We start from the raw sequence: 13,718 nt of genomic DNA, 5'->3' as shown, positions 1-13,718 counted from the left end.
ATGAACCGCAAAAAAGTTTCATTTTCAAAACGAGTTTTTACAGGACTTGGGCTTGGGATTGCATACGGACTTATTTTGCACTTTGCATACGGATCAGATTCCGCAATATTGAAAGAGTCTATGCCTTGGTTTAACTTAATCGGAGTCGGTTATGTTAAGTTGCTTCAAATGATTGTTATGCCACTCGTTTTCATTTCTATCCTGGCGGCATTTACAAAAATAACAATCGGCAAAAACTTTGGAAAAATGGCTGGTATGATTTTAGGTATGCTAGTTGGTACAACAGCAATTGCAGCCATCATCGGGATTTCGGCATCACTTCTATTTGGACTGGATGCTTCTGAAATTGTGCAAGGAGAAGCAGAAGCTGCGCGTGGAGCTTCGATGGAGGAACGTTCAGCGGGTATGTCTGGAAAGGCGTTACCTGATCAGTTAATCGACTTACTACCTGCCAATCCATTCTTAGATTTCACAGGAGCACGTCCAACATCAACAATTGGAGTCGTTATCTTTGCAGCATTCCTTGGTTTCGCATACTTAGCGATTACAAGAAGGGATGAAGAAAATGCAGCAACTGTGAAAAAGGGAATTGACGCGATTTATGCTTTGATTATGGGTATCGTAAGAATCGTCCTTCGTTTGACACCATACGGAATTCTAGCGATTATCGCACGTACTGTCGCAACATCAGACTTTGCAGCCATCTACAGTTTAGGGAAGTTTGTACTTGCCTCTTATGCAGCACTATTGGTGATGTTCGGTATTCACTTGATCATTATTGCATTATCGGGATTGAACCCAATCACGTACGTGAAAAAAGCGGGAGAAGCTTTGATATTTGCCTTCACATCACGTTCAAGTGCAGGAACATTGCCGTTAACGATTGATGCACAGACAAAGCGTATGGGTGTGCCTGATGGGATTGCCAATTTTGCAGGATCATTCGGGTTATCGATTGGGCAAAACGGTTGTGCGGGAATTTACCCAGCAATGCTTGCGGTCATGATCGCACCATCTGTTGGACAAAATCCGTTAGAACCAACTTTCCTACTGACATTGGTAGCCATTGTAGCGATTAGCTCATTTGGTGTAGCGGGTGTTGGCGGAGGAGCAACATTTGCTGCAATCCTCGTTTTATCTGCCATGAATCTTCCTATTGTGTTAGCAGGTCTATTGATTTCTGTAGAACCATTGATTGACATGGGACGTACAGCAGTAAACGTTAGTGGCTCGATGACAGCAGGAGTTACAACAGCTCGTGTGACAGGGGAACTTGATACAGAAATTTACAATGAACCACTTGCAAAACAAACGGCTGAAGCATAAAATTTTAAAAATTCCGCGGGAGACAGCATTGTCTTCCGCGGGATTTTTTAGGTTGTGATCAAATCGTATGTCTCCATGATGAAGTCCTTGTAAGGGGTGTGTGGCATAACTGAAATATTTTTTATCGCAATGTCAATGAGACGTAACGCTTCAACTGGGTTACCGAGTTCCTTGTGGCAAAGTGCTCGGTACGCATCCTTTTGATAAAGTGAGGATAGGTCGAACGGGTGATGGATATAATCCGCGATTGTAACTTTTTCGAGGGATACGAGTGCATGTTCAAAGTCTTGAAGTCCGAAGAGAGAGATCCCTTTTTCTAGATTGAGAAATGAATCAAACTCCTTAGGATAATCACCTTTTTCTAAGAGTGAATTTAATAGCAGATGGGCTTCTTTAAATGATTTTTTAAATGAATTTAAATAATGTGCCTTCGAAAATTTGACGAAAAAGAGTGCGTCTCTATCATCTGTAAAGTCGCCGTATTGGGTTAGTTTCTTAATGTAATAGGCATAGTCGCTATCATTCTGCTTCATCATTGCATGCGCAGCTGCGAGTCTGTACAAGTGGTCAATACGATAAAATACCTGTTCCTCTTTAGAGAACACAATGGCATTTTCCATGACCTGGATTGCAGATTCAGAATCACCTACGGCAAAGTGGAGAATTGCTTCAGTATAGTCCAAATCAAGTCGTGTCATCGGATCGATGAATGCGTTGTTCGCTTCGATTTCAGAACGTTCTTGGAGAAGAATAGCTAGTGCCTCGTCATAGTGATGCTCTGTAAATTTGACCATAGCTCGGAATATGCCGATACTGGCGCTTCTTGGAGTAATTTTCATCTGCTCATAGATTTGTGCAGCCCTGTTAGAAGGCTCTCGCCAAGCCTCTTTTTTTTCATGGTAAAGGCAGCGGCTATACATTTCCAATAAACGTGCGGCTTCATACCCTTGCACCAACTTTTCTGTATATGGTTCAACTAACGTAATGAGTTGGCTATATTCATCTGTTAATACATCAAACTCGGTATTATACAGTTTCTCCGCCTCCTCCAACAAGTCCCTTAATTCCTGCATACTCACTTCTTCTAGTAGCTCTGAAACTTCAACGCCGAGTCTTTCTGCTATATAAGTCAGGCTTTCCATCGAAGGATTAGCCTTGTTGTTTTCAATTAGACTTAGCATCCCTTTTGTCAGCTGTTTCCCTGCTAACGCTTCGAGTGTTAGTTGCTGCTGTTTTCTCAATTTCCGTATACGCTCACCTAACGTTTCGATGTGGCACACCTCCGTAATTATCAATTACGCCTCGGCGTAATTGCGTCCAGATTTTGAATTGAGCTTATCTAAGTGCCTTAATTTCTGCAAAAACCGCAGAAGTACGGCAAATCGAACCCTTTGCTGTTCGATTCTCAATTAACTCATTTCAAAATCTGTGACATCCGCCGGAGGCTTCAATTTAATTCAGCTAAGGCTTGAACTCTCACTGAATTAAATTGAATGTAGTTTAATTATATTAAACTTTCGCTTGTAATGGAAGTGTTAGCGTGTTATTATTTGTTTAATCTAATTAAACATCATGGGATGGAGTGTTTTTATGGAAGAAGTTTTGAAGCTTAAAAAGGCGACGTATCATTTATGGACATTCACGAGTAGCAAGCTTATTTCATCGTTCGGCGCGCAGGTGTATGCCTTTGCCGTTAGTTTTTATATTTTACAATTGACGGGATCTGCCACGAGTTTTGCGGTGAATCTAATTTGTAACTTATTGCCGAGGACGCTCGTTGCTCCATTTGCTGGTTATGTCGCAGATAATTATTCGAGAAAGGCAATTGTCATTATGGCACAAATTGCCTCGACGTTAGCCATAGGAGGACTATTGGCAGTGAGTTTGATTTCCGGCTTGTCACTGGTAGCAATTTATACGACAACCGTTGTGTTAGCGATTGCCTCATCTTTTTCAGGTATAGCATTTAGTTCTTCGATTACGGGGTTGGTCGATGAAAAACGCATTCAAAAAGCGATGTCATTAAATCAGATGTCTATTTCATTCGCGGCAATTGGCAGCCCGGCGTTAGGTGGGCTACTATACGGAACGGTTTCAATGCCGGTTTTTCTGGTGATGTATATGGCAGCTTCAATCATCGGGGTCATTCTGGAATCGACTATGAATTTTAAGTTGTTCGCAAAGCGTAAAGAAGTAGTGGATGGGGAAGCGAAGGAGTCGGTCATCCAAAGTATGAAAGCGGGATTGTCTTACCTTAAGTTACAACCAGTTCTCATGACAATCATTTGGATTTCGTTGTTCATTAACTTCTTGTTTGGTTCGTTCCAAGTCGGTTATTCCTTTATCCTTATTGAAAAATTGAAAATAGAACCACAGCATTTTGGATTAACAGAAGGGGCATTTGCGGTAGGAATGTTGTTGTTGTCCATCTATTTATCAATGCGAAAAGAAGTGAAGTATCCATTGCTCGTTTCGAAACGCGGTATTCTCATATTTGGTATTTTGATAGCTAGTATTGGCTTGCCACTCATACTACCGATGCAGTATGGCGTCATGTTTGCTTACTATGCTATCGTTATGTTTGGTTTTGGAACAACGTTAATAATAGTCAATACCCCGATGCAAGTCATGATGCAAAAAATGATTGACGATGATTACAAAGGACGTGTGTTTTCAATCATCGAAACGATGGCGATGGCATTGATGCCTTTAGGTGTTGTCATCTTTGGATTCTTGTATGATATTTTCCCAGCCCAATGGATTCTTATCATTTCTAGTCTGTTACTAATTGGGGTTGTTCTTGTACTGGCAAGGCCATCTGTTGTGCGCAAAGCGCACCCAGAACTTGGTGGGGCGGAAGAATTGAAGGCGAAAGCGATATAGAAAATCATCCGATTCTCCTTTAAGGGAGTCGGATGATTTTTTATGTTATAGTATAAATCTAATGAGAGGGTAATGAATGTTCAGTTAATATGTAGTAGAATATAAGTACTATAATTGAAAATGAGAAGGAGGTAGGAAGGTGCGACCGACTTGGCTTAAGGCGAAGACTATTATACCGATTGCTACTGGGGGAGTGGTAGAAAGAGGCAGGTTAAATGAACTTCTAGGGCGAAGGGAATCGGCAAGAATTACAATCGTTCGTGCACCGGCAGGTTACGGAAAAACGACGATGCTGAGCCATTGGTCACATAGATTCGACGAGCCGGTCGCATGGCTGTCAATAGATGCAGTAGATAATGATCCAATGCGGTTTTGGGAATATTTGATTCGAACTGTCTCCAGCGCGCATTCTAGTGGAATCGACTTCCGTTTGCTACCTCTATTTAATTCTCAGCCCCAACCTCCAATGGAACTATTAGTAGACAACTTTTTAAATGAATTAAGCTCGATGAAAGACGACGTAACGATTGTTATTGACGACTATCATTTAATAGAAAATAGTACTATACATGATATGATGACAAGGTTTATTGATTATTTACCAGCTAATTGTAAAGTGTATATTTCAAGTCGAACAAAATTGCCCCTCCCCCTTGCAAAGTGGCGTGTAAAGTCATGGCTCACGGAAATCGGAATGAAACAGCTATGTTTCACATATGAGGAAGCGAAAGAGTTTTACGGGCAACAAAATCTTTCCCATGTTGAATACGATTCGCTTCAACATGTTTTGGATGTTACCGAAGGGTGGGCAGCTGGAATTCAATTGGCGGTTTTATCGCTATCAACCTTTGGAAATAAGGGAAGTAGTTTAAAACAGTTCAGTGGTAACAATCCTTTTGTAGCGGAATTTCTTTTAAAAGAAATCCTTGCCATCCAGCCCTCGTCGATTCAGAACTTCTTGATAAGTACTGCAATTTTGGATCGGTTAGACCCGGTAATTTGTGATGCTTTAACAGACCGATTTGATAGTTTGGAAGTTTTGCTTGAACTTGAACAACTTGGCGTTTTTATCGTCCGTTTACATACGGAAGAACCTATTTTTCGCTACCATCCTTTGTTTGTTGAATCATTAAAACGAGAATTGAAAAATCGAAATACAAGTGATTTTGTTAGCTCGATGTATCGAAAAGCAGCTATTATTTACCATGAACAAGGGAATTTTGTTTCTGCAATTGAACTGGCGCTTGAGGGGCAGTTGTATGAATTCGCTGATAAGTGGATACAAACTATTACTACGGATCTATTTAAATCAGGACAGGTGATAACATTCAATCGCTGGGTAGAAACTATGCTCGAAAATAACTATCCCGTTCATTTAAGTACGATGGTTATGTATGCTTTTTCATTAGCGATGAGCCACAGGTTATTAGAATCAAATCAGATTATTTTGAACTTGGAAGAGTTGCAAGTAGTCAATCAATGGATGGAAAAAGCTGAATATACAGGTGTTGCGGGCGATTTTTTTGGAGTTAAAGCGTATGTCCTAATTGTGGGGGAAGGTGACATCGAGCAGGCAACGGAGTTATTCCAAAAAAGATTGGAAAATAGACCTGAGGAAACAAAATGGGATGCAATTTCTATTCTGCATAATCGTGTTGAACCCTCACTTCTCCGTACGATTATTGGAGCAAGGGGGAAGCTATGGTCCGATGAAAAAATGATGGCTTTTTACGATTTGTTTCGGCACACGACATTTAAAGAATTGAATATAACCGGATACAGTTTCGGTATTCGAGCGGAGGCGTTATACGAAAGGAATCGAATCGAGGAGGCGTTACCAGAACTGGAGGAAGCAATTCGCTTTGGGCATCTTTTTCAGGATCCAGGGTTATTTGTTCCAATGTATTTATTAAAAAGCCGTATATACGTAGCGAACGAGAGATTTATAGCTGCGCATGCCTTATTGGACTACGCAATGGAAAAGGTGAAGGAGCATCACTGGTTAAATGTACTACATGCAGAGAAAATCCGATTTTATTTGCAGGAAGATAGTGTAGCTCAGGCGGAAAATGAGTATAGTAAAATAGCTTTGACTAATGGCCAAAAGAGGGAGTCGAGTCAGCCATTTTACACTTTGACGCATGTGCGTTTATTGCTTGCCCAAAAGCAAGCCGAAGAGGCCTTGAAATTAATTGTTCAAGTAAGAGTAAGGGCGATACAGGAGGAACAAATTTCGACAATTGTGGAAACGACTGTCCTAGAGGCAATTTGTCAATCTGTTTTATTGAATGAAGATGCAGCATTGGCAGCGTTACATGAGGCTATGGTACAAGGCGAGCGATATGGCTATATAAGAACTTTTATTGATGAAGAGGAAGTAATGCCGTTACTGAGAAAATATTTGAAAAGACGACAAAGTGGTATAAGCACTCCTTGGGATTCCGTACCTTTATCTTTCGTGAAACAATTACTGCAAGGTGATAAAAATAATCCGAAGAAGGGTGGGGCAATGGATGCACTTACACCGCGCGAAAAAGAAGTACTTCAACTGCTTGCCAGTGGGGCTTCAAATCGTGATATCGCGAGTAAACTATTTCTTACAGAGGGAACGGTACGCGTCTACTTATCCAATATTTATGGGAAGTTAGGTGTGAAATCTCGAACCCAAGCTCTTTTGTTAACAAAAGAATGAGTGACTTTACGTTTAGCCTGCTTATAATTAGACGCTGACCATAAATGAGTCGTTTTAAGGATAAATAGCACTCTTTATTGACAATAATCGCACTTTTTCGACAAACCATTAACATTTGTCAATAGTAGTTTAGACCGCGTGCCTGTATGCTAAAGGTACTAGCGGTTTTTTTGTCGTGCTCATATATAGAGAATTAGATATAAATATGGAAAGGAGTAGTTAATATGAAGGGGAACAAAGTTAAGAAACATATTAATGAAGTAATGGTGAACGAAATTTTGGCATCGGATATTATTATAAATGGCCGCTTAGTTGTAGCTAAAAATACAATTTTAACAGAAGGGATGCTAGTAAAGTTAAAGAAATGGGAAATTAGAGAATTAGCAATAATAGATTCATTGGATGAGCAAGAATATAAAAAAGAGGAAGAGGAGCAAATAGTGGCTCGTTCGTTGGAGGATATGAGTCAACATATCGATGAACGCTATCGAACGGTGTTTCGCGATACATTTGAGCTAATTTTTAGTGAGCAGAGATACGGTAAAAAAATTGACAATATTGATGATCTTGACTTTATTATAGACTTATTTATAAAGGTTCATAATGAAAATCATTTTATCGATAAGCTGTATCAATTGAAAGAAATAGATCAGTACTCATTTACCCACTCCTTTGATGTCTTTGTATTGGGAACACTTTTCGCGAAGGCAAAAGGGATTTCCGATTTAGAGTCGGCTGCTTTAGGCTATTTATTTCATGATATTGGCAAGCTCTATATTCCGATTAAGTTATTAAAAAGTAAAAGGAAGCTAAGTTATGATGAATTCAAGACGATGCAAAACCATACTGTTGCAGGTTATGAACTTTTGAATTCATTGGGGCAGCATCATATTGCGCATTATGCTAAATCGCATCACGAACGAATGGACGGTTCGGGCTATCCTGAAAGATCGACTCAAGAAAACATGACAGAAGCGCTCAAAATCCTTCATCTTGTAGATGTCTACTCTGCCTTAACGTTAAAACGTCCCTATAAAGAGGCTTTACACGCATCGGAAGCATTAGAAATTTTATTGCGTGAGAGCTCCAAATTTGATTCAGAACTATTAAGTGAGTTTATAGAGTTCATTAACATTTATCCTCTTAATTCAACAGTTCTTTTATCGGATAATTCGCTTGCGATTATTGAGCAGGTAAATGAAGCTGTGCCTATGCTTCCTAAAGTGAAACGTATTAATAGTGCGAGAGGATTTGACCTACCGTATGATTTTAAGCTAACTATTTCAAAAATGCTTCATTATCAAACGACTACGTTTCGGGAGATTTTTAAAGGGTTTATGAATAAGCTATTAGTTGGTGAAGAACGACAAGTAATGGATGATTATATAAAATTGATTGATGGTCTGCGGCTAGAGGAAATCTACATTCAAGTAATCATGCCAACTTATCGAATATTAGATATTTTACAGAAGGGCAAAAAGATCAATTATGCACTGTTCCGTAAACGGGTTGCGCTATTAATAAAATTGTTACAAGATATTGAAGACAATTTTATAAAAGAAAATCATTATCATGCGACCACATTGTTTATCCTGAAAGGGATGCCTGAACAATCTGTTTACTTGAAAGTGATTATTGGTTTGCTACACATTGAACGAGTATTACCGATTGTAGTGAAACAGCAAATGACCTATGAGAGTATTCAGGAGCTAGTGCGAAGTTGTAAAGTTGAAAAGGTTTGCTTTATCCGAGCTGAGACTCCCCAGTCGTTAAACATTATAGATTTTTTACCGGAAACGGAAAGTATACACTTAACTGAGGAAGATCTTGTGAATATAGTGGAATCTATTTCAAATGGATCAAAAAGCTCTGTTAACATTTATGGGCAACTTTATAGTCAGAATACAGTAAATGACGTTGTGCAAAAAGTGTGAGAAAAAGGAACTATCCTGAAAAGTCATATTTCATGACCTTTTGGGATAGTTCCTTCACTTTTTAGGAGGTAACGTTCGAATTTCGCAATGTTTTAGTCGAATTCTTAAATAGCATAATCAAACCTATAGATAGGATGGCAAGCACGGCTGAAATAAAATACATATTGCCGGCTTGTTGTGTGAAAATCCACATGAATAGCACTGGCCCGATAATTCGCCCCATATTATCCATAGAATATGCCATTCCGGCCGCCGTTCCATACTTTCCGCCCGATTCTTTTGTTGTCAATGATACCAAAACGGTCCGGGCAAGTGCATTCCCGCCAGTGAAAACGCTCAACGCGAAACCTGCCCAAATAAGACTAGACGTGAATGGAATGAGTATAAGTCCTAGCGCGGCTATGAGTTGTGCACAGATAATCCATTTTGTTTCGGTCCCATTTTTCACCCGACGAACGACCCCACCTTGAATGGCTGCATCAACAAAACCGCTAGCCATGAACAAGTAGCCGAGTTGAAGTGGAGTAATGTCAATTTTGGACATTTGGAACAGCTGGAACGTCGCTTCAAGTCCAGCAAGTAAAAACGTTACCGTGAAGGAGAACAAGAATAGAAAACGAATACGATATTGCCACAGCATAACCCCGCCTTTAGGGAGCAGAGCTCGTTTATTCGCTTGTCCACGTCGTTCTGGTTCTTTCAAAATGATTCCTGCGTAGATCATTAATAGTAAAGTCAATACGCCGGATGCGATGAACGGAAGTTGTAGACTTGAATGACCAAGTACGCCCCCAATCGCAGGCCCAAAAATAAAGCCAAGTCCAATTGACATACCGAGCAACCCCATATATTTATTGCGATTTTCCTCATCGGTCATATCTGCAACGAATCCAGTCACGGCCGTGTAGAGAGCGCCAGAGAACACGCCGCCAACTACGCGTGACACATATAGAAGAGGTAAATTTTCGATGAATAACGCAAACAGTAAAAAGCTCATACTGAAGCCGAGTAGCCCTATCATGATTAACTTTTTTCTGCCTGTTCGATCTGACAATGAGCCCCAAAGTGGTGCGGTAAAGAAGGAAGCGAGTGCGTAGACGGTTAAAAGTCCCCCGACGTGGATCTCAGAAAAACCTTGCTGCACAACAACCTCGGGAAGAATCGGAATAATAATACCAAATCCGAGATAAACAAAAAATTGTATGGACATAAGTAGAAGAATTGCTTTTTTCATCATAACCCCACTTTCTTTCAAATCGCTACTCTCATTTTAACCGTCAAAGCTTAAAGGCACAAAGGATATGTATAATTTGCTAATTATATGAAGTATCCAACCAAATGATTGATGTGAACAAAATTTCAATGTATGAACTATTTACAAATGGGCATAATTTGTAACATAATTGAAAGATTTAAAAGTGGATAGGAGTGGTATGATTGTAGTAGGAATTGTATGGAATAAATTCCATGAAAATAAGAAACTTTATCTGTATATAAACGTCTTGAACTAATAGAAAGGTCGAGGTGGAAAAGATGGCTAAAGAAGTTGATTTGAAAACGATCATCTCCAACTTGGCGAAGTTGGGTGTTTCGGCAACATTGACGAAATCCCGTCTGGAAATGCTGAAAGCCCTAGCGCCACCTGCGCAAGACCCACAAATTCAGTCGCAATAAAGAAAAACTCCGACAAAATTATGTCGGAGTTTTTCTTATTCATCGTCCTCATCTGAACTAAACATATACGTTCGATGATGAAACTTCATACTAAATACTAGCCCAATTGCCAGCATATTTCCCATCAGAGAGCTTCCCCCATAACTGATGAACGGCAGTGGAATTCCTGTAATCGGCAATAATTGAATGGTCATGCCGATATTTTCAAAAACGTGAAACGTAATCATGGCAATAATCCCAGCACAAATATATGTGCTAAATGAATCTTTCAATTCAAGTGTAATTTTTGTTAAATGATAAATGAGAAAGAAATACATACAAATAACAAGGCTGGCACCGATGAATCCCCAATCTTCCCCAATGGATGTGAAAATGAAGTCAGTATGACTCTCGGCAACATACACCTCTCGACCTTTATAGCCTTTACCTAAAATTTCACCAGATCCAATGGCATTCAACGATGTAATGAGATGCATCCCTTCATCAGACGCATAGCTATAAGGGTCGATCCATGAGTAGATCCTTGCGGCTTGATAAGACTTAAAGCCGAACGTATCTTCAAGAAACTTCTGCGCGTACAGTGCCAACAACAGTAATGTAACGCCGAGTGTGGCAGTTCCAGCAAAGATAGGTACGATGATGCGCCATGTAATCCCAGAAACAATGATCAAGGCAGCCGTAATCGCGATGAATACGAGCGCTGTGCCAAGATCGGGCTGTTTCATGACGAAAAATAAAGGAATGAACAAAATGGCTATAATCTTTCCAAGCAGGTAGAAATCTGTCTTTAACGTTTTTTTGATGAACTTTTCATGATGGGTAGTAATCATTCGTGCCATGCCAATAATGAAAAAGGTCTTCATAAACTCGGCGGGTTGAATACTCCCGACTCCAGGAATGTGGAACCAGCTTTTTGCCCCGTTTCTTTCCGCTACAAGTGATAAGCCATCGGGAAGAAACTCCAAAGTAGCTAGTAAAAAAATACCACCGCCGTAAATAATCCAAGCTGCCTTTTTATATTGTTCAGGCTCCAAGTACATCGTAATGGCAATAATAATCGTCCCAATGATATACCACTGAATTTGCGATGGAACGAAGTTAATGGGTTCGCCTTCGTATTTGTATTGCCCTGTTGTTTGTGCAGAGGCAATTGCAAATACACTTATCAAGAAAAATATCAATAAGATAAATGCGAGTGTCCAGTCAAAACGTTCTTTTTGTCTATTAGGTAATTTCATTTTTTAAGTCACCTTTAATGTAATATATGAACATCTCTTAGTATAGCGCATCCGGCGTGTAGATGCATATCCTCATATTGGACGCTTAAGGAATTACAAAGTTGCCCGGCACAACCTTGCGTGCTAAGCTTGTGGAAAAATTGACTCGTTGAGAAAGGAATCATGATAATGGCGTGGGTTTATTTATTGATCGCGGGTGTCACTGAAATTATTTGGGCAATTGGATTGAAGGAAGCGCACGGCTTTACCGTTTTGCTACCCTCTATTGTGACCATTATCTTTATTGTTGTTAGTTTCTTTTTATTTGCCAAAGCGTTGGAAGCCATTCCGATTGGCACGGCATATGCTATTTTTACGGGAATTGGAGCAGCGGGGACAGCTGTTGTTGGTATTGTTTTCTTTGCGGAAGGTGCAGGGGTAGGAAAACTATTTTTCCTAGTGCTTTTACTAGTTGGAATTGTCGGCTTAAAACTTGCTGATGGAAAGGGGGAAACTGACTAATGTCTTGGTTCATCCTCATCGTTGCAGGTCTATTTGAGGTGGCGTTTGTCGTCACGATGAAATTATCCGAAGGCTTTCGCAATAAAAAATATACGGCACTCACTGTTTTATCAGGTGCACTTAGCTTCTTTTTATTGTCATTTGCGATGAAAGAATTGCCCGTTGGCACGGGGTATGCGGTTTGGACAGGAATCGGAGCGGCGGGTAGTGTGCTGATTGGTATGTTTTTCTTCCAAGAAAAGCGCAATGCATTGAAGTTTTTGTTTTTGTCCTTTATCATCGCAGGAGTTGTGGGGCTTAAGGTATTTGGTTGATTAAACTTTTTCAAATGATTCATGAAAATGATTGGTTCATGGTAAACTATAGTATAGAAAATCAACGGACAGTGAGGGTTAACGATGAAAAAGAGATTGGGTATTGTTTATGGGGGAAAGTCGGCGGAGCATGAAGTGTCATTGTCGACAGCACGTGCAGTGACGCAGGCGGTGGATTTTAGCAAATATGAAGTGATTCCGGTTTATATTACTTATGACGGTGAATGGCGACGGGGCTCAGCACTTGAGGGGCCAGTAGCTACACTTGAGGAACTTCGACTTGTAGGAGAGGGAGATGACAAGCCGGATAGCATCCATAATTTTTTGAATGGTGAAGCATTGGATATCATTTTTCCGCTTCTTCACGGTACGAATGGGGAAGATGGTACGGTACAAGGTTTATTTGAAGTGATGAATATTCCGTATGTAGGAAATGGTGTGCTCGCATCATCTGCTGGTATGGATAAGGTCGTTATGAAGCAATTATTTGCACAGGTTGATTTGCAACAGGTTCCTTATGTTTTCTTCCTACGCAGTAGCTGGTCGCAGGATCGTCAACAATGGATAGATAAAATGGAAAGTGAACTCAGCTGGCCGATGTTTGTTAAACCGGCAAATCTCGGGTCGAGTGTTGGCATTAGTCAGGCAACGGATAGAGAAAGTCTGATTGCGGCAGTCGATATGGCGCTGAAGTTTGACCGACGCATCATTGTTGAGCAGGGTGTTGTCGCGCGTGAAATTGAAATGGGTGTCATGGGTAATGACGAGCCTTCCTGTTCAGTACCAGGGGAAATCAAACCAGTAACTGCATTTTATGATTACGAAGCAAAATATAAAGATGGTAATACAGAATTAGTTATTCCTGCACAAGTGTCAGCGGAAGTTGCGAAGACAATGGCAGACATGGCGCTACGTGCTTATAAAGTACTCGATTGTTCAGGCTTGGTACGTGCAGACTTCTTTGTAACAGTAGCGGATGAAGTGCTCATTAATGAAGTGAACACAATGCCAGGCTTTACGCCGACAAGTATGTTTCCGTTACTTTGGCAGCAGACGGGTGTGGCGTATCCTGAATTAATCGATAAACTGATTGAATTGGCAATACAACGCCATGCAGAAAAGCAGAACATACAATATATGATGGATTGAGTGTGGT

At 40.3% G+C, this 13,718-nt stretch carries 11 protein-coding genes; 8 read left to right on the top strand and 3 right to left on the bottom strand.

What is annotated here, in order from left to right; genetic code table 11:
* Positions 1 to 1,326, top strand: a complete 1,326-nt coding sequence (locus MKZ10_RS00190; RefSeq protein WP_342510290.1) for an L-cystine transporter — start codon at positions 1 to 3, stop codon at positions 1,324 to 1,326.
* Positions 1,327 to 1,373: 47 nt separating this feature from the next.
* Here the strand turns inward: MKZ10_RS00190 and MKZ10_RS00185 are convergent, their stop codons facing one another.
* On the bottom strand, positions 1,374 to 2,621 hold the full coding sequence (locus MKZ10_RS00185; protein ID WP_342506729.1) for a helix-turn-helix transcriptional regulator: 1,248 nt from the start codon (positions 2,619 to 2,621) through the stop codon (positions 1,374 to 1,376).
* A 295-nt stretch (positions 2,622 to 2,916) separates the two neighbouring features.
* Here MKZ10_RS00185 and MKZ10_RS00180 point away from each other — a divergent pair, with 295 nt between their 5' ends.
* The 3 genes from MKZ10_RS00180 to MKZ10_RS00170 all read left to right on the top strand — a co-directional run bounded on the left by MKZ10_RS00180 (position 2,917) and on the right by MKZ10_RS00170 (position 8,835).
* Entirely contained in the window at positions 2,917 to 4,209 is a 1,293-nt protein-coding gene (locus tag MKZ10_RS00180) for an MFS transporter (RefSeq protein WP_342506727.1), read from the top strand.
* 139 nt (positions 4,210 to 4,348) lie between these two features.
* Positions 4,349 to 6,901: a LuxR C-terminal-related transcriptional regulator gene (locus MKZ10_RS00175; protein ID WP_342506725.1), complete on the top strand. Its 2,553-nt coding sequence runs from the start codon at positions 4,349 to 4,351 to the stop codon at positions 6,899 to 6,901.
* Between the two features lie 224 nt (positions 6,902 to 7,125).
* Entirely contained in the window at positions 7,126 to 8,835 is a 1,710-nt protein-coding gene (locus MKZ10_RS00170; RefSeq protein ID WP_342506723.1) for an HD domain-containing phosphohydrolase, read from the top strand.
* A 61-nt stretch (positions 8,836 to 8,896) separates the two neighbouring features.
* On the opposite strand, the gene MKZ10_RS00165 is transcribed toward MKZ10_RS00170, so the two are convergent.
* Positions 8,897 to 10,069 carry an MFS transporter gene (locus tag MKZ10_RS00165; protein WP_342510288.1) on the bottom strand — a complete coding sequence of 391 codons (1,173 nt, stop codon included), beginning with the start codon at positions 10,067 to 10,069 and terminating at the stop codon, positions 8,897 to 8,899.
* 299 nt (positions 10,070 to 10,368) lie between these two features.
* On the opposite strand from MKZ10_RS00165, the gene MKZ10_RS00160 reads away from it, so the two are divergent.
* A complete protein-coding gene (locus tag MKZ10_RS00160) occupies positions 10,369 to 10,509 on the top strand; it encodes an Lmo0850 family protein (RefSeq protein WP_203248133.1) in 141 nt (46 codons plus the stop codon).
* A gap of 35 nt (positions 10,510 to 10,544) precedes the next feature.
* Here the strand turns inward: MKZ10_RS00160 and MKZ10_RS00155 are convergent, their stop codons facing one another.
* Positions 10,545 to 11,747 (bottom strand): FtsW/RodA/SpoVE family cell cycle protein, encoded by a 1,203-nt coding sequence (locus MKZ10_RS00155; protein WP_342506718.1) that lies wholly within the window; start codon positions 11,745 to 11,747, stop codon positions 10,545 to 10,547.
* Positions 11,748 to 11,915: 168 nt separating this feature from the next.
* On the opposite strand from MKZ10_RS00155, the gene MKZ10_RS00150 reads away from it, so the two are divergent.
* The 3 genes from MKZ10_RS00150 (at position 11,916) to MKZ10_RS00140 (ending at position 13,711) form a co-directional block, all read left to right on the top strand.
* Positions 11,916 to 12,248 carry a multidrug efflux SMR transporter gene (locus MKZ10_RS00150; RefSeq protein ID WP_342506716.1) on the top strand — a complete coding sequence of 111 codons (333 nt, stop codon included), beginning with the start codon at positions 11,916 to 11,918 and terminating at the stop codon, positions 12,246 to 12,248.
* On the top strand, positions 12,248 to 12,562 hold the full coding sequence (locus MKZ10_RS00145) for a multidrug efflux SMR transporter (RefSeq protein WP_342506714.1): 315 nt from the start codon (positions 12,248 to 12,250) through the stop codon (positions 12,560 to 12,562). Before MKZ10_RS00150 ends, MKZ10_RS00145 begins: the two co-directional genes overlap by 1 nt.
* An 84-nt stretch (positions 12,563 to 12,646) precedes the next feature.
* Positions 12,647 to 13,711, top strand: a complete 1,065-nt coding sequence (locus MKZ10_RS00140) for a D-alanine--D-alanine ligase (RefSeq protein ID WP_342506712.1) — start codon at positions 12,647 to 12,649, stop codon at positions 13,709 to 13,711.
* Positions 13,712 to 13,718 lie beyond the last annotated feature (7 nt).

Source organism: Sporosarcina sp. FSL K6-2383, from assembly GCF_038618305.1.
Classification (GTDB): domain Bacteria; phylum Bacillota; class Bacilli; order Bacillales_A; family Planococcaceae; genus Sporosarcina.
The sequence above is the reverse complement of the archived record's forward strand: the minus strand, read 5'-3'. Positions and strand labels throughout refer to the sequence as shown.